This window comes from Novosphingobium rosa NBRC 15208, assembly GCF_001598555.1.
Taxonomy (GTDB): domain Bacteria; phylum Pseudomonadota; class Alphaproteobacteria; order Sphingomonadales; family Sphingomonadaceae; genus Novosphingobium; species Novosphingobium rosa.
Map to the genome: position 1 here is coordinate 68,862 of NZ_BCZE01000029.1, position 20,164 is coordinate 89,025.

General features: G+C 66.9%; 21 protein-coding genes. 16 read left to right on the top strand and 5 right to left on the bottom strand.

Translation table 11 applies throughout. The annotated features are described in order from the left end of the window. Positions 1 to 289: 289 nt before the first annotated feature. The 6 genes from leuC to SR3_RS12165 all read left to right on the top strand — a co-directional run bounded on the left by leuC (position 290) and on the right by SR3_RS12165 (position 6,414). Positions 290 to 1,717, top strand: coding sequence for a 3-isopropylmalate dehydratase large subunit (gene leuC / locus SR3_RS12140; RefSeq protein WP_068085983.1), 1,428 nt, complete (start codon positions 290 to 292; stop codon positions 1,715 to 1,717). Next, positions 1,714 to 2,343, top strand: coding sequence for a 3-isopropylmalate dehydratase small subunit (gene leuD / locus SR3_RS12145; protein WP_068085986.1), 630 nt, complete (start codon positions 1,714 to 1,716; stop codon positions 2,341 to 2,343). Before leuC ends, leuD (SR3_RS12145) begins: the two co-directional genes overlap by 4 nt. Continuing rightward, positions 2,340 to 2,993 (top strand): isochorismatase family protein, encoded by a 654-nt coding sequence (locus tag SR3_RS12150; RefSeq protein ID WP_068085989.1) that lies wholly within the window; start codon positions 2,340 to 2,342, stop codon positions 2,991 to 2,993. The genes leuD (SR3_RS12145) and SR3_RS12150 overlap by 4 nt, the downstream gene beginning before the upstream one ends. A gap of 70 nt (positions 2,994 to 3,063) precedes the next feature. After that, complete coding sequence (locus SR3_RS12155) at positions 3,064 to 4,692, top strand: FAD-binding oxidoreductase (protein WP_245653888.1); 1,629 nt, start codon at positions 3,064 to 3,066, stop codon at positions 4,690 to 4,692. 118 nt (positions 4,693 to 4,810) lie between these two features. Beyond that, the gene (locus SR3_RS12160; protein WP_068085991.1) at positions 4,811 to 6,040 is read left to right on the top strand and encodes a class I SAM-dependent methyltransferase; all 1,230 of its coding nucleotides are present in this window, start codon (positions 4,811 to 4,813) and stop codon (positions 6,038 to 6,040) included. 11 nt (positions 6,041 to 6,051) lie between these two features. Beyond that, a complete protein-coding gene (locus tag SR3_RS12165; protein ID WP_068086078.1) occupies positions 6,052 to 6,414 on the top strand; it encodes a hypothetical protein in 363 nt (120 codons plus the stop codon). A gap of 84 nt (positions 6,415 to 6,498) precedes the next feature. On the opposite strand, the gene SR3_RS12170 is transcribed toward SR3_RS12165, so the two are convergent. The 3 genes from SR3_RS12170 to SR3_RS12180 are packed head-to-tail and all read right to left on the bottom strand — an operon-like array spanning position 6,499 to position 8,533. Continuing rightward, the gene (locus tag SR3_RS12170; protein ID WP_068085993.1) at positions 6,499 to 7,023 is read right to left on the bottom strand and encodes a VOC family protein; all 525 of its coding nucleotides are present in this window, start codon (positions 7,021 to 7,023) and stop codon (positions 6,499 to 6,501) included. Continuing rightward, a complete protein-coding gene (locus tag SR3_RS12175; RefSeq protein ID WP_157098812.1) occupies positions 7,020 to 7,730 on the bottom strand; it encodes a hypothetical protein in 711 nt (236 codons plus the stop codon). The genes SR3_RS12170 and SR3_RS12175 overlap by 4 nt, the downstream gene beginning before the upstream one ends. Further along, the gene (locus SR3_RS12180) at positions 7,727 to 8,533 is read right to left on the bottom strand and encodes an alpha/beta fold hydrolase (RefSeq protein ID WP_245653892.1); all 807 of its coding nucleotides are present in this window, start codon (positions 8,531 to 8,533) and stop codon (positions 7,727 to 7,729) included. Before SR3_RS12180 ends, SR3_RS12175 begins: the two co-directional genes overlap by 4 nt. A gap of 214 nt (positions 8,534 to 8,747) precedes the next feature. Between SR3_RS12180 and SR3_RS12185 the strand changes: the two genes are divergently transcribed. The 10 genes from SR3_RS12185 (at position 8,748) to SR3_RS12230 (ending at position 17,979) form a co-directional block, all read left to right on the top strand. After that, positions 8,748 to 9,041: a hypothetical protein gene (locus tag SR3_RS12185; RefSeq protein WP_157098813.1), complete on the top strand. Its 294-nt coding sequence runs from the start codon at positions 8,748 to 8,750 to the stop codon at positions 9,039 to 9,041. Positions 9,042 to 9,046: 5 nt separating this feature from the next. Beyond that, positions 9,047 to 10,171: a class I SAM-dependent methyltransferase gene (locus SR3_RS12190; protein WP_068086000.1), complete on the top strand. Its 1,125-nt coding sequence runs from the start codon at positions 9,047 to 9,049 to the stop codon at positions 10,169 to 10,171. A 198-nt stretch (positions 10,172 to 10,369) separates the two neighbouring features. Beyond that, on the top strand, positions 10,370 to 11,050 hold the full coding sequence (locus SR3_RS12195; protein WP_068086003.1) for an isochorismatase family protein: 681 nt from the start codon (positions 10,370 to 10,372) through the stop codon (positions 11,048 to 11,050). After that, the gene (locus tag SR3_RS12200; RefSeq protein ID WP_068086006.1) at positions 11,050 to 11,937 is read left to right on the top strand and encodes a polysaccharide deacetylase family protein; all 888 of its coding nucleotides are present in this window, start codon (positions 11,050 to 11,052) and stop codon (positions 11,935 to 11,937) included. Before SR3_RS12195 ends, SR3_RS12200 begins: the two co-directional genes overlap by 1 nt. Next, complete coding sequence (locus SR3_RS12205; protein ID WP_068086009.1) at positions 11,934 to 12,851, top strand: polysaccharide deacetylase family protein; 918 nt, start codon at positions 11,934 to 11,936, stop codon at positions 12,849 to 12,851. Before SR3_RS12200 ends, SR3_RS12205 begins: the two co-directional genes overlap by 4 nt. Beyond that, positions 12,848 to 13,867, top strand: coding sequence for a zinc-dependent alcohol dehydrogenase family protein (locus tag SR3_RS12210; RefSeq protein WP_068086012.1), 1,020 nt, complete (start codon positions 12,848 to 12,850; stop codon positions 13,865 to 13,867). Before SR3_RS12205 ends, SR3_RS12210 begins: the two co-directional genes overlap by 4 nt. 26 nt (positions 13,868 to 13,893) lie before the next feature. Further along, positions 13,894 to 15,273: a 3-isopropylmalate dehydratase large subunit gene (locus SR3_RS12215; protein WP_068086015.1), complete on the top strand. Its 1,380-nt coding sequence runs from the start codon at positions 13,894 to 13,896 to the stop codon at positions 15,271 to 15,273. Further along, positions 15,270 to 15,872, top strand: a complete 603-nt coding sequence (leuD, locus tag SR3_RS12220; RefSeq protein ID WP_068086017.1) for a 3-isopropylmalate dehydratase small subunit — start codon at positions 15,270 to 15,272, stop codon at positions 15,870 to 15,872. The genes SR3_RS12215 and leuD (SR3_RS12220) overlap by 4 nt, the downstream gene beginning before the upstream one ends. Then, on the top strand, positions 15,869 to 16,786 hold the full coding sequence (locus SR3_RS12225; protein ID WP_174549146.1) for a hydroxymethylglutaryl-CoA lyase: 918 nt from the start codon (positions 15,869 to 15,871) through the stop codon (positions 16,784 to 16,786). The genes leuD (SR3_RS12220) and SR3_RS12225 overlap by 4 nt, the downstream gene beginning before the upstream one ends. Further along, a complete protein-coding gene (locus SR3_RS12230; protein ID WP_068086019.1) occupies positions 16,783 to 17,979 on the top strand; it encodes a CaiB/BaiF CoA transferase family protein in 1,197 nt (398 codons plus the stop codon). Before SR3_RS12225 ends, SR3_RS12230 begins: the two co-directional genes overlap by 4 nt. A gap of 123 nt (positions 17,980 to 18,102) precedes the next feature. Here the strand turns inward: SR3_RS12230 and SR3_RS12235 are convergent, their stop codons facing one another. Beyond that, positions 18,103 to 18,861, bottom strand: a complete 759-nt coding sequence (locus SR3_RS12235) for a maleate cis-trans isomerase family protein (protein ID WP_068086021.1) — start codon at positions 18,859 to 18,861, stop codon at positions 18,103 to 18,105. Positions 18,862 to 18,874: 13 nt separating this feature from the next. Then, positions 18,875 to 20,077 carry an FAD-dependent oxidoreductase gene (locus tag SR3_RS12240; RefSeq protein WP_068086022.1) on the bottom strand — a complete coding sequence of 401 codons (1,203 nt, stop codon included), beginning with the start codon at positions 20,075 to 20,077 and terminating at the stop codon, positions 18,875 to 18,877. Between the last annotated feature and the right edge of the window lie 87 nt (positions 20,078 to 20,164).

Genomic DNA, 20,164 nt, shown 5'->3' on the forward strand with positions numbered 1-20,164 from the left:
ACCGGCGCGCAAGGAAGCGCGAGCAGTCCGTTTCGTGGCAATCAGAGACTCGCAAAGCGCGTGACGGCAGCCATGCAGCGCAAGGCTTCGCGGCAGGTCGATCCTTTTTCCAGCTTTATCCGTCAGGCGGATAATGGCGGGAAAAAAGCCTGCGCGGCGAGGGCCTTTATCCGCAGGTCGGACAGAGCGCCGCCGCTGTCACGCAGGCTCTGGCCGCAAGGCTAGACCGACCGCTCACATCCCCACGCCGCCGGGGCCTTCCTTGCGGCGCAACCGGAAGTCGACCCCCTTGGCCAGAGCGCTCACCCTCTACGAAAAACTGTGGCAATCGCATGTGGTGGCCGATCTGGGCGAGGGCGAGGCTTTGCTCTACATCGACCGCCAGATCCTGCATGAGGTGTCCAGCCCGCAGGCCTTCGTCGCCCTGCGTGAGGCCGGGCGCCAGCTGCGCCGCCGCGAGACCCATTATGCCGTGGCCGATCACGCCGTGCCCACCCGCAGCCCCCATGCCGACAAGCATCGCCATGGCGCGGTGGCGGACCCTCAGGCCAGCGCCCAGATCGCCGAGCTGGAGGCCAATGTGCAGGCCTTCGGCGTGCCCTATGCCGATCTCGACGGGCCCGAACAGGGCATCGTCCACGTGATCGGGCCGGAGAGCGGTTTCACCCTGCCGGGCACCACCATCGTCTGCGGCGACAGTCACACCACCACACACGGTGCTTTTGGAGCCTTGGCCTTCGGCATCGGCGCCAGCGAGCAGGGCACGGTGATGGCCGCGCAATGCCTGCGCCAGAGCCGGATGAAGACCATGCGGATCGATCTGACGGGCCAGCGCCATCCGCTGATCGCCGCCAAGGACATCGCCCTGGCGATCATCGCCACCATCGGCGCCCATGGCGCGGCAGGCCATGCGGTGGAGTTCACCGGGCCGGTGGTGCGCGCCATGAGCATGGCCGAGCGCATGACCCTGTGCAACATGATGATCGAGGCGGGCAGCCGCATCGGTCTGGTCGCGCCCGACGCTACCACCTATGCCTATCTGAAGGGCCGCCGTCTGGCCCCGGCAGGCGCGCTGTGGGACCGGGCCGTCGCCCATTGGGAGACGCTGGCCAGCGATGCCGATGCCCTTTACGACAAGCTGCTGACCTTCGCTGTCGGAAGCCTTGCCCCACAGGTCAGCTGGGGCACCACCCCCGATCAGACCCTGCCCATCGACACCCCCCTGCCCGATCCCGGGACGCTCGGCGATCCCGCCGCCCGGCGTCAGCTGGAAAAGGCGCTGGCCTATATGGATCTGGCGCCCGGCCAGACCATGGCGGGCGTGCCCATCGCCCGGGTGTTCATCGGCTCCTGCACCAATGGCCGCATCGAGGATCTGCGCGCCGCCGCCGCCGTTGCCTATGGCAGGCAGGTGGCGCCCGGCGTGCAGGCGCTGGTGGTGCCCGGCTCCGCGGCAACCCGCGCTCAGGCCGAGGCCGAGGGCCTCGACCGCATCTTTCTCAAGGCCGGTTTCGAATGGCGTCTGGCGGGCTGCTCGATGTGCGTGGCGATGAACGATGACCGCCTCGCGCCCGGCGAGCGCTGCGCCTCCACCTCCAACCGCAATTTCGAGGGCCGGCAGGGCCCGGGTGGCCGCACCCATCTGATGAGCCCCGCCATGGCCGCCGCCGCCGCCGTCACCGGCCATATCACCGATGTCAGGACCCTGCCCGCATGACCCCGCCGCCTTTCACGACCGTCTCGGGCCCCGCCGCGCCGATGCCCGAGGACAACATCGACACCGACATCATCTTTCCGGCGCGCTTCCTGCTGATCACCGCGCGCGAGGGACTGGGCCGCTATGCCTTCCATGACCGCCGCTTCGATGCCGATGGCGCCGAAGTGGCCGATCACATCCTGAACCGCGCGCCGTTCCGCAAGGCGCCGATCCTGATCGCCGGGGCCAATTTCGGCTCGGGCTCCAGCCGGGAGCAGGCGGTCTGGGCACTGCTGGGCATGGGGGTGCGCTGCGTGATCGCCCCCTCCTTCGGCGAGATCTTCCATGGCAATTGCCTGCGCAACGGCATTCTGCCGATCACCCTGCCGCCCGCCATGGTCGAGATGCTGATGGCCGATGCCGCCAGGGGGATCGCGGCCACCGTCGATCTTCCCGCCCAGTCCCTGACCTTCGAGGGCCGCGAAGCGATCCCCTTCGACATCGCCCCCGAACGCAAGGAGGCGCTGATCCATGGCTGGGACGAAACCGCCCAGATCCTGAACCGCTTCGCCGGACCGATCGCGCAATTCGAGGCCGCGCAGCGCGCCACCCAACCCTGGCTTTATTCCAAGGAGTCCGCCGCATGAGCGCCCCCGAACATGATGACGATCTGCTGGCCAATTACCAACGCGCCTACAACACGCGGGTGGGCTTCGGCGCGCGCCCGGCGCTGCTGCTGATCGATTTCTGCCAGGGCTATTTCACCCCCGATTGCGACCTCTACGGCGGGGAACCCATCGAAACCGCCCTGCAATCGGCGCTGCGCGTGCGTGAAGCCGCCCGCAAGGCCGGCGTGCCGGTGATCCTGACCAATGTGGTCTATCACCCCCAAGCCATCGACGGCGGGCGCTTCTTCGAAAAGGCCGCGCCGCTGCGCTATTTCCTGCAGGGGCATCCCATGGGCGCCTTCGGCCCCGGCCTTGAGCCCCATGCGGACGAGCTGGTCGTCTCCAAGCAATATCCCAGCGCCTTTTTCGGCACCTCGCTGGCCTCCACGCTGACGGCCATGGGCGTGGACAGCGTGCTGCTCACGGGCCTGACCACCAGCGGCTGCGTGCGCGCCAGCTGCGTCGATGCGATGAGCCACGGCTTCCGCACCGCCGTCATTGCCGAGGCCTGCGGCGACCGGCACAGCGCCCCGCATGAGGCCAACCTCTTCGACATGAACGCCAAATACGCCGATGTGGTGAGCGAAGCCGAAGCCACCGCCTTCCTGAACGGCTTGACCAAACCCTGATCCGGCCTGCCCGAAGAACGGATAGACCTGCCGCTGATCCTCGCCGATCCCGGCCGGGACAGGCAGCGATTTGACAGACACAGACGACGGCACGATCAACAACGCGCCCGCCGGCAAGGAACAGATGACGATGGATTCGAGCCTCACCACCGCCCCTTCGGACATGCTGCTGACCGATCTGCGCGCAGCCCTCGCCACAGGCACGGTGCTGACCGGCGAGGCCGACCTCGCCTTCGGGGCCAATGATGTCTATCGCACCGGCGGCCTGCCGCTGGCCATCGCGCGGCCCGGTTCGGTGGGCGAGTTGCAGGCCGTGGCCCGCCTGTGCAGCGCGGCAGGCGTGGCGATGGTGCCGCGCGGCGGTGGCGCCTCCTACACCGATGGCTATCTCCACAAGCCGGGCGGCCATGTGCTGATCGACACCGGCGCGCTGGACGGCATCGTGATCGATGAGGCCAATGCGGTGGTCACAGTGGGGGCGGGCGTGACCTGGGCGCGGCTGAAGGCGCTGCTGGACGCAAAAGGCCTGCGCACGCCTTTCTGGGGGCCGTTTTCCGGCATTGCCGCCACCATCGGCGGCAGCGCCAGCCAGAACACGCTGAGCCATGGCAGCACCGCCCATGGCATCTCGGCCCAGTCGATCCTGAGCATGGAGGTGGTGCTGGCCTCGGGCGACTTGCTCAGCACCGGCGCCGCCGAGGCGATGCGCTTCTACGGCCCGGACCTGACCGGCCTGTTCACCGGGGATTGCGGCACGCTGGGCATCAAGGCCAGCCTGCGCCTGCCGCTGATCGAGGCGCTGCCCCATGCCGAGACGCTGTCCTTCGCGTTTGACGATTTCGCCGCCTATCACGCGGGCGTGCGCAAGGCGCAGCTGGCCAAGCTGGATGACTCGCATTTCGGGCTCGATCTGGCGCTGTCTCAGGGGCAGATCGGGCGGCATGAAGGCATGGGCGCCCGCCTGAAAATCGCCGCCGAGGTGCTGAAAAAGGCCCCCAACAAGCTGAAGGGCGTGGCGCAGGTGCTGAAAATGGCGCTGGCCGGGGAAAACCCGATGCGCTCGGGCGCCTATATGTGCCACTTCATCGTCGAGGGCTTCGACCCTGAGGATGCCGCGCACAAGGCGCGCCGCCTGCGCCAGATCCTCTCCGCCCATGGCCGCGAGATCGCCAATTCGATCCCCACCTTCGTGCGCTCCATGCCCTTTGCCCCGCTCACCAACATTCTGGGGCCCTCGGGCGAGCGCTGGGTGCCGATGCATGCCGTTTTCGCCCATCATCAGGTGCTGCCTTTCAACACCGCTTTCCATCAGTTGATCGCCGACTGGCAGGCCCGGATGGACCAGCATGGGGTGTGGATCGGCACGATGTTCTCGCCGGTGGGTTCTTCGGGCTTCCTCTATGAGGTGGCGCTCTACTGGCCCGATGCGCGCACACCCTATCACCTGACGGTGCTGGACAAGGCGCATGTCGCCAGCCTGCCCGACTACCCCGCCAATCCCGCCGCGCGCGAACTGACCAACCAGCTGAAGGAAGCGATCATCGCCCTGATGCAGGAGTATGGCGCCGGGCATTTCCAGATCGGCCGGGCCTATCCCTATCAGAGCCGCCTCTCGGCTCCGGCGCGGGCGCTGCTGGGGGCGGTCAAGCAGCAGCTGGACCCGGCTGGCCTGATGAACCCGGGCGCGCTGGGGTTCTGAACCGGTCTGGGGCAAACGCCCCAGCCTGACATATCCGCCAGTCGGATAGAGCCTGCGCATCTTGCCCGGCCTGTCCGCTCTGGCTCATGATCGATCCATCGCAATTGGAGTCGCGCGAATGCTCAACACCTTCCAGCAAGCGAGCCATCCCGTCCTGCCCACCGCCACCGCCGATGAGCATGCAAGGCAGGAGTTCGCCAAGAGTTTCAAGGGCTTTATCCAGTCCAGCCTGCTGCCCGGCCTGTTCCCGGTCTATGGTGGCCGCGTGTCCAAGGCCTTCGAGAAAGCCCATGGCCGCGCGCCTCAGGATCGCCGCGACATCCGCACCGGCATGGTCGATGATCTCTATTTCCAGCATTACGCCGCCGCCAACCGCATCGCGCAGGAGTTGCTGTGGGAATCGGTCAATGTCTCGGTCGACCGCCAGCTGCCAGAGCTGAACGCCAAGGCGGCAGAACTCTCCGCCGCCACCAAGGCCCAGCTGGTCATCCCCGAAGGCTTCGAGCCCCCGCGCTATGTGACGGCGCTCGACATTCACTGCATGCCCGGCGGCTATTGCAGCGAGGTCTGCGAGAACGACATTTCGGTCGGCGCGCTCTACGATCGCGGCGTGTTCCTCTATGCCATGGGCTACACCGGGCCCGACAATGACGACATGGGCCGCTCGGTGGTGAATTACCTCAAGCGCCGCATGCCCGATTTCCAGCCGCGCCGGATCCTCGATATGGGCTGCACCGTGGGCCACTCCACCCTGCCCTACAAGGAGCTGTTCCCCGAGGCAGAAGTGTGGGGCATCGATGTCGGCGGGCCGGTGGTGCGTTATGCCCATGCCCGCGCGGCAGGCATGGGGCTGGAGGTCAACTTCGCCCAGATGAATGCCGAGGAAACCACCTTCCCCAACGGCCATTTCGATCTCGTCGTCAGCCATATCCTGCTGCATGAAACCAGCGGCAAGGCGATGCCGAAGATCTTCGCCGAAGCGCATCGCCTGCTGGCTCCGGGCGGGCTGATGATCCACGCCGATCTGCCGCCCTTCGACCTGATGGACCCCTTCACCCAGTTCATCCTCGACAATGAAACCTGGTACAACAACGAGCCCTTCTGGGGCGCGATGCGCGACATGGACCAGATCGATCTGGCCGAGCGCGCCGGTTTCGACCGCGCGACCGTCAAGTTCGACACCGCCCCCATGGCCGTGATGGAATTTGCTGCCGCAGCCGAGGGTTACAGCCAGGAAGCCTCCGAAGCGGTGGCCGACCGTGAGTTCACCGCCGGTGAATTCGCGCCGGGCGGCGGCTGGGAAGTGCTGATCGCCCGCAAGGCGGACGCGCAGGCCAAGGCGGCGTAAGGGATATGAGCATGACAGACAACACTGAACGTCCGCATGTCATCAAGGACGCCAAGGGCAAGCGCCCGCATTTCTATGAGGCCCCCGGCCTCGATCAGGCGATGAGCATGATCATGGTGCTGGCCAGCGAGATGGCCACCCTGCGCGACCGGCTCGACAGCGCCGAGCGTGTCGCCAAGGCCCATGGCATCGATCTGGCGGCGGGCATCGAGACGTTGGACCTCGATCAGGACGCGCTGGAAGAGCGTGAAGCGCGCCGTCAGGGCTTCCTCGACCGGCTGTTCTATCTGGCCCGCAAGGATGCCAGCGAGGCGGGCAAGGTGGAAACCACCGAGGGCTATAACGCCACCATTCACGACATCGCCCAGCAGTAAGGCTGAAAAGCCGGAACGGAAAAACCCCGCACCAGCCTTGGCCGGTGCGGGGTTTCTCATGCCGTCATAGCTTGCCGAAAGGCCTCAGGCGCCTTCGCGCCCCATGCGCTCCTGCTCGGCGGGATCGGTTTCCACCAGATTCATCAGCACGCCATTGGGATCGCGCAGGCAGACCTCGCGCTGGGCGCGATGCGGCATGACGAAGACCTGCGGATCGGGCGACCAGATCGCCCCGGTGGCCCGCAGCGCCGCCAGCGTTTCATCCATGTCGCGCACATAGAACACCAGCGCCACCTCGCCGATCCGCGCCGGGCCGCGTGACACGGGCACGGCCAGCGGCTCCAGCTTCGGGTCGATCACGAAAAGGCCGATCATCCCGTAATTGGGCCCGCCGCTTTTCACGATGCGCACCCGCAGCGGTCCATGGCCGGAAAAGCCCAGGATCTGGCTGGCGGAGGCGTCGGTCAGCACGCCCTCGTAATAGACCTCGGTGAAGCCCAGAGCGGCGTAGAAGCGCGCGGAGCGCTCCATATCGCGCACAAACATCGTGGCGCGGATCAGCGAGGAAACCGGGCGCGGCAGGTCCGGCGGCGAAGGGGATGGCGTCATAGGGGATCAGCTTTCGGAAAGGTCGTGCCCGACACGTCATGAAGGGCGACCAGCTCGTAGGAGGCGCCGGTGAGCGACCAGTGCATGGAGAGGAACAACCCGTCGCCCTGCCTCACCCAGAGGTCGGCAGGGGGCCAGTCGTCGCGCCAGCGCAGGCGGTAATGCCATGCCGCGAAAGACCCGGCGGCGACGGTCAGGTCGCAGGGTTCTATCAAGGCGGCTTCGATCACCATGGCCTGCGCCGGTCCATGGCCGTCGCCATCGGGGTCGATGGCGTTGGTGACAGCCTGCACCGGCAGAAACTGCCCCGGCTCGCCCTGCCCGCGCGCATGGACGATCAGCGCATCGCCCATCAGCGGATGCAGCCCCAGATAGGGCAACCGCCCCGGCGTGGGGATAATCTGCAAAGGCTGGGCGATCCCGTCCTGCGCGGCGCTGACCTGCACGGCAGAGTCGCTCACCTGAAACCCCATCTGCGTCATGCGGCCATCGGCATGCCACAGGCGGCAGAAACCGTCACGCGGGCGCCAGTCCGCATCCATCGCCAGCGAGACCTCACGCCAGAGACCGGCATCGCGTAGCGCGCACCATGCACGCAGCAGATGGCCGCCGGGCAGGGTCAGGCGTTCGAAGGTCTCATAACCGGTGTCACGCCCCTGCGCATCGCGATAGGCGATGCGGCCCGCGATCGTCCGCGCCTCCATCATGCCGGAAGCGTCGCCAGAAAGTCGATGATGGCCCCGGCCCAGGCCTCCGGCGCCTCGTCGCAAATGTCGATGCCGCCGCCGGGGATCTCCGCCCAGCCGAAATCGGGCCGCAGCCTGTGGGCGGCCTGCGCATTGGCGTGAGTCATGTCGCCCGTGTTGGTCAACAGCAGGCAGGGCATGGTGATAAGCGGCAGTCTATGCTCGTGGCGATAGGCAAAGGCGGCGGCATGGCCCCACCAATAGGTGCCCTGACGAAAGGCCTGCATCGCCTGCACCACATAATCGGTGATCCGCGCGGGCGGCACGCGCCCCTGCGACAAGTCCTCGCGCAAGGACGCGACTGCGGCCAGATGCGCCCCACCGGGCAGAGCCGTGAAACCGGTTTCGCTGGTCAGCAGGCGATCGGCCCAATAGGCGCGTTCGTCATCGGGCAGCAGCATCGGCCCATGCAGGATCAGCGCCTGCGCCCGTTCCGGGCAGGCCAGCGCGAATTCCGTCGCCACCGCCGCGCCGGTGTGATGCCCCGCCACCGCCGCACGTTCCAGCCCCAGCGCATCGAGCACCGGCGCCACGCAGCGCGCATAATCGGCAATGGCGGGCGGCGCGTCCGGCGCATCGGAGAGGCCGAAGCCGGGCATGTCGATGGCGATGGGCCGCAGACCCGCCGCCTTCAGCGGGCCAAACACCGCATCGAACTGGCCAGACGCCATGATCGCCTGATGCAGCAGCACCAGCGGCCTGCCCTGCTGCCCGTCCTGCACATGAATCTGCCCGAATGGCCCATCGACATAAAGGCGCTTCATGCTCACCCTCGCTTCTTCCTTGCCCGACATGCGGTTGCTCCGGCCCAGAGTGAAAGGCCCGCGCCCCGGCGTCCAGTCACCCTGTTTCCACCTCCGACTGGCGGACAATGCGCAGGCAAGGCGTTCCGCACAGCGATCATTGGCCTCACACAGGACCGATACGATCTGCTATCCAGTGCCAGGATCGTCCCGAATGCCAATGGAGTGCTGCCGCGTGAACCTTCCTCCCCCCACCGCCGGACGCCGCGAGATCACCGGCCTCTCCGTCATCGAGGATCAGGCGCTGTCGATGATCGCCGCGCTGGCCAGCGAACTGGCCGTGGCGCGCGAACGCATCGATACGCTGGAGCGGCTGCTCGACGCCAATGGCACGCTGCCTCGGGCTCAGGTCGAGGCCTATCGTGCCGAGGGCGAGGCCGCGCAGCAGCGCGAGGGGCTGCGCCACAGCCTGATCGCCAAGGTCTTCCGTCCGCTGCGCGATGCCTCGCGCCGCGCGCTTGAAGGGTAAATCTTATGTCGACGCCTTCGCTCACTCACCCGATGCTGCCCGAAGCCAGCCATGACGAAATGGCGCAGCAGCTCTTCATCCGCGACCTCAAGATGTGGCTGGGCGGCGAGATCGAACCGCTGCAGGGCGAAATCGCCCGCAAGCTCGATCCCGGCCCTTCGCATAATGACCGCGATGCCGAGGCTTTCGCCCGGCTGCACGAGGAACCGGCCTTCCGCAGCTGGGCGGGCATGTTCCGCGCCTCGCAGGAGATCATGTGGGACGATATCTGGCGCAGCGTGGAACGGCAGGCCGATGCGCTGGACGCGCGCGCCGATGCGGTGTCGCTGGGCTCACTGAAGCTTGACCCTGATTTCAAGGCGCCCGCCTATCTGGTCGATGGCCATGTCCATATCATGCCGGGCGGCTATGATCTGGATGCGCCGGGCGTGAAGCAGGGCGCGATGATGGATCGCGGTGGCGCGGTCTATATGCTGGGGCGCAACGGCGGCTTCCTGAACGATGGGCGCGGCAAGACGGTGCTGGCCCATGTCTATGCGCTCTATCCCGATCTGGCGCCGCGCCGCATTCTGGAGCTGGGTTGCGGCGTGGGCACCAGCCTGCTGCCACTGGCGCAGGCCTTTCCCGAAGCGGAGAGCTATGGCCTCGACGTTGGCTCCTCGATGCTGCGCTATGCCCATGCCCGCGCCGGACATCTGGGCGTGGCGGCGCATTTCGTGCAGGGCAGCGCGGAACAGGCCCCCTTCGAGGATGGCAGCTTCGACCTCGTCTTCTCCGCCGCGCTGATGCATGAAACCTCGGCGGAAGCGATCGAGCGCATTCTGGCCGAAAGCCACCGCCTGCTGCGCCCCGGCGGCGTGGCGGTGCATCTGGAGGTGCCCTCACGCTATGACGAGCTGGACCTGTGGAGCCAGATCCGCTCGCAGGTCGAGCGCGATTACAACAATGAGCCTGCCTGGCAGGCCGCCACCTCCGCCGATTACGCCGCCTTGATGCGCACCGCCGGCTTCAAGGATGTGGCCGTGGGCTTTCAGGATGCGGCATGGGCTCCGGCCCCCGGACAGGGCGGCTTCGGCAGCGAGTCCAAGGGCGTGTTCCGCTCATGGTTCGTGACCTCGGCGCGGCGTTGATCCTCTCCTCAACCTGACCGAGAAGCCCCCGCAAGCCAGCCACTTGCGGGGGCTTTTGCATGACCGCCTGTCGGCTCGAACCACCCTGCCCGGCCTCCATTGTTCCGGTGGGCGGACAAAACCGGCGGCGCCATGGCATCCGGCCCGCCCGGGCGCGAGCCTGCGCGCCTATCTCCCCCCGCCCATGGAGCAGGCAGCATGAGCATTCCCGGCACGAACATGATCAGCGACGGCAAGACCGCCCGCCAGATCTTCGAAGAGGTGATGGCCAATCCCGCCCGCAGCAAATTCGGTTTCGGCGAAAAACTGGCCATCGTGAACGTGGATTTCCAGAACGCATACACCCGCATCGACCGCTACAAGACGGCCTATCAGACCGATCCGCGCCAGATCGAACACGTCAACACGATCAGCGCCCTGGCCCGCGCCAAGGGCATGCCGGTGATCTGGACCCATGTGGCCTATGCGCAGGACGCCAGCGATGCCGGCGTGTGGGGCACCCGCACCGACACGCCCGATTCGCTGCAGAACATCAAGTACGACAGCGAACGCCACGCCTTCGACGAGCGTTGCGATATCCAGCCGAACGACGCTGTCTACACCAAGCGCATGCCCTCGCCCTTCTTCGAAACGCCGCTGCAGAGCCTGCTGGTGTGGCACAAGGTCGATACGGTGGTGATCACCGGCGGCTCGACCTCGGGCTGCGTGCGCGCGGCGGCGGTGGACAGTCTGAGCCGGGGCTATCGGACCATCGTCCCCATCGAATGCTGCGCCGACAAGCATGAGTCCTACCACTTCGCCAATCTCACCGACCTTCAGCTGAAATATGCCGATGTCGAGCCGGTGCAGACGGTGATCGACTGGCTGGAGGCGCGCTGATGCAGGACGGCGCAAAAGACCCGGGGCTTTACGACTTCACGCCCTATCGCGGCCGCAAGCCGATCAGCTGGCCCGGCGGCAAGAAGGTGGCGGTCTGGGTGTCCCCCAACCTCGAATATTACGAGATCGACCCACCCGCCAATCCGCATCGCAAGAGCTGGGCGAAACCCCATCCCGATGTGGTGGGCTATGCCCATCGCGACCACGCCAACCGCGTGGGCCACTGGCGCATGGCCGAGGTGATGAGCAAGCATGGCTTCCCCGGCTCGGTCAGCCTCTCGGTGGCGCTGTGCCAGCATCACCCCGAGGTGGTCGCCGATGCGAACGCGCGCGGCTGGGAATTCTTCAGCCACGGCATCTACAACACGCGCTACAGCTACGGCATGGATGAGGCGCAGGAACGCGCGATCATCGAGGATTCGATCCGCACCGTGCGCGAGGCCACCGGCCAGACCATCCGCGGCTGGCTGGCCCCGGCGCTGACGCATACGCCGCGCACGCTGGACCTCATCGCCGAATATGGCATGGATTACACCTGCGACCTCTATCACGACGATCAGCCGTTTCCGGTGAAGGTGGCAAAAGGCTCGCTGATCTCGATGCCCTACAGCCTGGAGGTCAACGACCACTACGGCTTCTTCATCTACAACATGAGCCCGCGTGAGTATGCTCAGACGCTGATCCGCCAGTATGAACGTCTGGCGGCGGAGGAAAGCGGCACGGTGATGTGCATCCCGCTGCACTCCTACCTGATTGGCCAGCCCCACCGCATCGGCGCCTTTGAGGAGGTGTTGCGCCATATCGCCGCAGACGGTCGCGCCTGGATCACCCGCGCGGGCGACATCGCCGACGCATGGAACGACGCTCAGCAGGAGGTGGCGGCATGAGCCTCGATCCGACCTATCTGGACTATCCCAAGCGTTCTCTGGGCTATGACCATGCGCTTTACCCCTACAGCCCGCTGCCGCATCGCGCGCCGCTGCACTGGCCCGCAGGCAAGACCGTGGTGACATGGTTCGTCGTCAGCCTCGAATGGTTCCCGATTACGCCGGAAGACAAGCCCTTCCGCGCCCCCGGCCATATGCAGACCGCCTATCCCGACTATCGCCACTACACCTCGCGCGATTACGGCACGCGGGTTGGCTTCTACCGCCTGCTCGATGCCTTTGCGAAGGTGGGGGCCAAGGTCTCGGTGGCGGCCAATGCCGCCATCGCCGCGCGCTACCCCGGCATCATCGCGGATATCGTCAGCGCGGGGCATGAGATCATCGCCCATGCCACCGATATGAACGGCACCATCGCCAGCACCCTGCCGGTGGAAGAAGAGCGCGCCCTGATCGTCCAGAGCCTGGCCACGCTGGAGCAAGTCAGCGGCACGCGCCCGCGCGGCTGGCATTCCATCGCCCGCTCGCAGAGCTTCGCCACGCCCACTCTGCTGAAGGAAGCGGGCCTCGACTATATGATCGACTGGGCCAATGACGAGATGCCTTATGCCTTCACCAATGGGCTGGTGAACATTCCGCTCAACCATGAGCTGTCGGACCGGCAGATCATCAACACCCAGCAACAGTCGGTGGACAGCTACGCCCAGCAGGTGCTGGACGCCCATGACTGGCTGGCGAAGGAGGCCGCGGGGCAAGGCGGCGGACGGCTGCTGCCGCTGCATCTCACGCCTTATATCATCGGCCTGCCCTATCGCATGGACGCTTTCGAGGCGCTGCTGGCCGATCTGGCGGCCCGGCCCGAGACATGGTTTGCGCGCGGCGAGGACATCCTCGAAGCTTTCCGGAACACGCCGTGAAAGCATGGACCATCGGCGGGCAGACGGGCATCGCCGCCCTGACGCCCGCCACCTGTCCCGATCCGGTTGCCGGGCCGGGCGAGGTGGTGGTGCGGGTCACGCTCGCCAGCCTCAACCACCGCGATTTGATGCTGGTGGAAGGGCGCTATGGCGCGCCGCGCTCGCCTGACCGCATTGCGCTGTCCGAGGGCGTGGGACGGATCGCAGAGATCGGCCCCGGCGTTGCAGGCTTCGCGCCGGGAGACCGCGTGGTGCTGGCCCATCTCTCACGCTGGCAGGATGGCGCTTTTTCGCCGGATTTTTTCGGCTACGACCTTGGCATCACCCATGATGGCTGGCTGGCCGAATACATCCGCGTCCCAGCCTCGGCACTGGTGAAACTGCCCGGCAGCCTGACGGACCAACAGGCCGCCACGCTGGCCTCTGGCGCGCTGACGGCCTGGAACGCGGTGGTCGAAACCGGGCGGGTGAAGGCGGGCGATCTGGTGCTGACCATGGGCACCGGCGGCGTTTCGATGCATGCGCTGCAGATCGCCAGAGCCCATGGCGCGCGCGTGGCGATCACCTCCTCCAGCGACGCCAAGCTGGAGCGCGCCCGCGCGCTGGGCGCGGACATCACCGTCAACCACCGCACCCATCCCGACTGGCCCGCGCGGCTGCTGGCGCTGACCGGCGAAAAGGGCGCGGATGTGCTGCTCGAACTGGGCGGCCCGGCCACTTTGTCCCGATCCATCGGCGCGATGGCGCCGGAAGGCCGGATCGTGCTGATCGGCCAGCTGGCCGGGCGCGGCGCCCAGCCGCTGGATTACGGCCCGATCATTCGCGGCAACCTCACCCTTTCGGGCATCGCCGAGGGCAGCCGGGCCATGCTGCAAAGGCTGGCCCGCGCCGTGGACGCCAACGCCATCCACCCCGCCATCGACCGGATCTTCCCCTTCGACGCCGCGCGCGAGGCCTTCGCCCATCTCAAGGCCGCCGCCCATGTCGGCAAGGTGCTGATCGAGGTCGCGCCCTGACAAAGTCCCACGCTGAAAGCCCATCCATGCCCCAAACCCTGTTCGACAAGATCTGGCAGCGCCATGTGGTCACCGTCACCGCCACGGGCACCACCCTGCTGGCGATCGACCGCATCTTCCTGCATGAACGCACCGGCGCCGCCGCGCTCAAAAGCATGGCACAGGCCGGGCGGCCGGTCTGCGATCCCGCACGCGTCTTTGCGGTGATGGACCATATCGTCGACACCCGCCCAGGCCGCGACGACACCACGCTGATGCCCGGCGGACAGGCCTTCATCACCGAAACCCGCGCCGCCGCGCTGGCCGCCGGCATCACGCTGTTCGATGTCAACGATCCCGATCAGGGGATCACCCATGTCATCTCGCCCGAGCTGGGCATCGTGCTGCCCGGCTGCACGCTGGTCGCGCCGGACAGCCATACCTGCACGCAGGGCGCGCTGGGCGCGCTGGCCTGGGGCATCGGCGCCAGCGAGGCGGAGCATGCCATGACCACCGGCACGCTGCGCCTCGCCCGCCCCGCCACGATGCGCGTGCGCTTCACCGGCATCCTGCCCGTGTACGTCACCGCCAAGGATATGGCGCTGGCGCTGATCGCCCGGCATGGCGCGGGCGGCGGCGCGGGCCATGTGGTGGAATTCGCCGGAGAGGCCGTGGAGGCGCTCGACATCGAGGGCCGCATGACGCTCTGCAATATGGCCACCGAATTTTCCGCCATGGCTGCGATCATCGCGCCGGACGAGAAGACCTTCGCATGGCTCGCCGGGCGACGCCACGCCCCCGCCCATTTCGACGCGCCCTTCTGGCGCAGCCAGCACAGCGATGACAGCGCCGCTTTCGACCGCGAGATCGAGATCGACGCCGCAACCCTCGCCCCGATGGTCAGCTGGGGCACCAGCCCGCAGCACAGCATGGCCATCGACGCCCTGATCCCGCAAGGCCCCGAGCGCGCCCATGCCTATATCGGCCTCGATGCCGGGCAACCCCTGCTGGGCACGCCAATCGACGTGGCCTTTATCGGCAGCTGCACCAATGCCCGCCTCACCGATCTGCGCCGCGCCGCCGCTTTGCTGCAGGGCCGCCACATCGCGCCCGGCCTGAGCAAGGCGCTGGTGGTTCCCGGCAGCGAGGCCACCCGCCGCGCCGCCGAGGCCGAGGGACTGGACCGCATCTTCATCGATGCCGGTTTCGAGTGGCGCCGCAGCGGCTGCTCGCTGTGCTTTTACGCGGGGGGCGAGAGCTTCCCGCCCGGCAGCCGCACCATCTCCACCACCAACCGCAATTTCGAGGGGCGGCAGGGCCCCGGCATCCGCACCCATATCGCCAGCCCCGAAACCGTGGTGGCCAGCGCGCTGGCGGGCCATATCGCCGATCCAAGGGCGCTGCTGGCCAAGGAGTTTCCGGCATGACCCCTTTCACCACGCTGACCGGCATCGCCGCCCCGCTGCTGATGGACAACATCGACACCGATGCCATCATCCCCAGCCGCGAGATGAAAAGCACCGGCCGCACCGGCCTTGCCGAGGGCCTCTTCGCGCCATGGCGCTATAGCGAGGGGCGCAACCCCAACCCTGATTTCGTGCTGAACCAGCCCGCTTTCACTGACGCCCGCATTCTGGCGGGCGGGGCCAATTTCGGCTGCGGGTCCAGCCGTGAGCATGCCGTCTGGGCCCTGGCCGAATATGGCATTCGCGCGGTGATCGCGCCGTCCTTCGCGCCGATCTTTGCCAACAACTGCCTGCGCAACGGACTGCTGCCGGTGGCCCTGCCGCTGGGGCAGGTGCAGGCGCTGGCCGGGCAGGTGGTGACCATCGACCTCGAGGCGCAATGCGTGCGCCACGGCGCGGACATCCTGCCTTTCACCGTCGATGCCGAGGCGCGCACCATGCTGCTCGAAGGGCTCGATGTCATCGACCTCACCCTCAAGGACCGGGCCGCCATCGCCGTCTGGACCGACGCCGACCGGGCCGCGCGGCCCTGGGTCTATCTTGCGAAAGCTGCATCATGAGTTTTATCACCATCTCCGAAGTGGGCCCGCGCGACGGGCTGCAATCGATCAGCCGCGTCATGCCGCTGGAGGCCAAGAAGGCCTGGATCGCCGCCGAGGCCGCCTGCGGCGTGCCCGAGATCGAGGTGGGCAGCTTCGTGCCCCCCGGCCTGCTGCCCCAGATGGCCGACACCGCTGAATTGGTCGCCTTCGCCCGCACCTTGCCGGGGCTGAACGTGGTGGCGTTGGTGCCCAATGCCAAGGGCGCGGCCCGCGCCATCGAGGCGGGGGTGCATGGCATGAGCGCGCCCTTCTCGATGAGCGAGACCCATTCGATCCGCAATGTGCGGCGCGACCATGCCCGGATGCTGCAGGAAATTCGCGAGATCGCCGATCAGGCCAGCGCGGCGGGCGTGCATTTCGCGGTGGGCCTCTCCACCGCCTTTGGCTGCACCATCGAGGGCGCGGTGCCCGAAAGCACGGTGGTGCGTCTCGCCGTCGCCTCGCTGGAGGCGGGGGCGAAGGAGCTCAGCCTGTCGGACACCACCGGCTATGCCGATCCCGCGCAGGTCAAGCGGCTGGTGCGCGCGGTGAGGGCGGAAGTGGGCGATGCGCTGACCACGCTGCATCTTCACAACACGCGCGGGCTGGGGCTGGCCAATGCGCTGGCGGGCCTTGAGGAAGGCATCACCACATTGGATGCCTCGCTGGGTGGCCTTGGCGGCTGCCCCTATGCGCCGGGCGCCTCGGGCAATCTGGTGACCGAGGATCTGGTGCTGATGCTTAACGCCATGGGGCTGAAGACCGGCATCGATCTGGAGCGCCTGCTCTCGGTGCGCAAGATTCTGGCCGAGGCGCTGCCCGATGAACCGCTTTACGGCTTCACCCCCGATGCCGGGGTGATGCTGGACTATCATGAAAGGATTGCCCGATGAGCGACACCGCCTCGCCCACCCCGCCCCGGACTTTGTCTGGCCTGCGTGTCGTTGAATTCACCCATATGGTGATGGGCCCGGCGGCGGGCCATATCCTCGCTGGCCTCGGCGCCGAGGTGATCCGCGTCGAGCCGATCGGCGGCGACGCCACCCGCCGCCTGCCCGGATCAGGCGCGGGCTATTTCCCGATGTACAACCGGGGCAAGCAATCGATCTGCCTCGACCTCAAATCGCCCGGCGGGCTGGAGGTCGCCCGCGATCTGGCGACCCGCGCCGACATTCTGGTCGAGAACTTCCGCCCCGGCGCGCTGGACCGGTTGGGGCTGGGGTATGAGGCGCTTGCAACGATCAACCCGCGCCTGATCTATTGCAGCGAAAAGGGCTTTCTGCCCGGCCCTTACGAGGAGCGCACCGCGCTCGACGAGGTGGCCCAGATGATGGGTGGCCTGGCCTATATGACCGGCCCTCCCGGGCGGCCCCTGCGCGCAGGCAGCAGCGTGATCGATGTGACCGGCGCGATGTTCGGCGTGATCGGCATCCTCGCCGCGCTGGAAGAGCGCCACCGCACCGGCCATGGGCAAAAGGTCGTCGCCAGCCTGTTTGAAACCACGGCCTATCTGGTCGGCCAGCATATGGCGCAATTCGCGGTGACCGGCACACCCGCCGCGCCCATGCCCGCGCGCATCTCGGCCTGGGCGATCTATGATGTCTTCGAAACCGCCGACCACCCGCTGTTCATCGGCGTGGTGAGCGACAGCCTGTGGGCCAAGTTCTGCACGCTTTTCGGCCTCGACGCGCTGTGGGCCGATGAAAGCCTGCGCGGCAACAGCGCCCGCGTCGCCGCGCGCGACCGCATCCTGCCCGAGGTGCGCGCGACCATTGGCACCTTCACCCGCGCCCAGATGATCGAGCGGCTGGAGGGTTCGGGCATCCCCTTCTCCCCCGTCGCCAGGCCGGAGGATCTGTTCGCAGATCCTCAGCTGCTCCATGGCGGGCTGGAGGATGTGGTGCTGGATAATGGGCGCGCCACGCAGCTGCCCACCATTCCGCTGGAACTGGCGGGGCGCCGCCCGGGGCAGCTGAACCGCCTGCCCTTGGCGGGGGCCGATACCAAATCCGTGCTGGCCGGGCTGGGCTATGCTGCCGACAAAATCGCACATCTGCTGGACACCGGGGGTGTGGCGGCGGGGTGACGCGATCCGCCCCGGCGCCAGCCATGGCGCCGGGGTTGGTCAGCATGCCGATACCCATAAGAAAAGGCGCGGCTCTTGCGAACCGCGCCTTCCCTCCTGCGGACGTTTCCTTTGCGGAACTCGTCAGAATTCGGCGAGCAGGCGCCCCAGCCCCTTGATCTTGTCCTCGATGCCGCAGGCGCGCAGCCCGTGCCAATAGGTGGCGGTGTTGATGGCGATCACCGGTTTGGCCAGCTTCGCCTCATATGCGGCAGCCAGATCCACCATCGAGAGATTGGTGCCCACCTGCACGATGGCGTCGACATCGTCGCCATCCAGCTCGGCGATCACGCCATGCAGCACGTCGGGCGTGACCTTGGCGATATCGGTCCAGCGCCTGCATTGCAGAGGCACGTCGCGCTTGACGGTGAAGCCTGATTCCTCGAGGAAATTGCGAACCTCGGCATTGGCGACGGGATAATAGGGCGAGACGAAGCTCACCGTCTTCACCCCGCCATAGGCGCGCAGCGCGGCGGCCACGCTTTCGGCCCCGGTGCTGGCGCCCACGCCCGCCTCGTCCTCGATCCGCGCCTTCCAGGCCCTGCTGCCCTCGACGCCGCCGTAAAAGGTGACGGCGGACATGCCCAGCACCAGATAATCCGGGCGGCAGGTCATCACCGCGCGCACCGCGTCCAGCGTGTTTTCGGAAATGGCGCGCGTGCCCGCAAGGAAATCCTCATTGGTCAGCGCCACCGGATCCTGCACGAAGATGCGCGACATATGGTTGGTCACGCCCTCTGGGCGCATCCGCTCCATATCCGGCTGGACCACCGTGTTGGTGGAGGGGGCGATCACCCCCAGCAGCTTGCGCCACCCCTGAACGTCTGTGTTCCGAACCTCCATGGTCACGCCTCCCTCAGGCGATTTCGCGCGCCTGCGCCAGGCTTTCGAACATCGCCTGACGCAGCAGATAGGCGCGGCGCTTGTCGTCATCGGCCTTGAGCGCCAGCATCGCCTGACGGCGGCGTTCATGCCCCTCGCCCGCACCGCCCTTGATGAAGGCCATGTTGTCAATGGTCTGGGTCTGGGTGAAGCTGTGAGTCACCGTGCGGCGCTGGCGGTCATACAGCTCCAGCGGCGCGCGATCGCCGGTGGCGATGGTGGTCTGCAGCTTGTCGAACAGGTTGAAGGCGTCGTGCACGCCCGAATTCATGCCGAAGCCGCCCAGCGGATTGTTGAGATGCGCGGCATCGCCCGCCAGCAGCACCCGGCCCCGCCCGAAGGATTTGGCGACGCGCTGATGCACCCGATACAGCGTGCGATGCTGCGTGGAAACATCCAGATCCTCGCCCAGCAAGCGCTTGAAGATGCCGCTCTTCATCGCGTCGGAGCGCAGATAATCATCGCCCATCGCCGCATCGGTGGGCACCAGCACGCGCCACACCGAAGGCACGCGCAGCAGCACCAGCCATTCATCCGGATCGGAGACATAGTTCACATAGGCCAGATTGGGCAGGTAATCGGCCAGCTCGATCTGGGTGGAAAGCGTCAGGAAACGCTCCTGATAGGTGAAGCCGTCGAAATCGATGCCCAGCCACTTGCGCACAATCGAATTGGCGCCATCGGCCCCGATCAGATAGTCGCAGCGCAGCTTCTCGATGCCGGTCATGGTCTCGAACGCCAGATCGACCCCGGCATCGTCCTGCTCGAAGGTGAGCAGGCGGCGCCCGAAGCGCATCTGGGCATTGCCATGCTTTTCCAGCCCGTCGGCCAGCGCGCGCGAAAGGTGATACTGCTCGCACTGGATGCGGAAGGGATAGCGGGTGACATCGGCGATTTCGGAAAGGTCGAAATCGATCACCTCGCCGCTGCGCCGGTCGCGCCAGTGATAGACCGGCGCCTTCAGCCCGCGATCGAGCAGCATCGGCGTGATGCCGATCGTGTCGAGCATTTCCAGCGTGGAAGGGTGGAAGGTGGAGGCGCGCAGATCCTGAGCGCAATCCCCACCGGCTTCAAAGATGATGACATCCTGCCCCGCCTGGGCCAGCAGCGTCGCCAGCACCGTGCCCACCGGGCCGGCTCCGACGATGGCGATCTGGCACCGTTCAACCCCTGTCATAGCGAATAGACTCCAAACTCTTGGCTGCCTGCGGTATGGACGCGAAGGCCAGCCGGGATGCGGGAACCGGCGGAACTATCCGCCTTG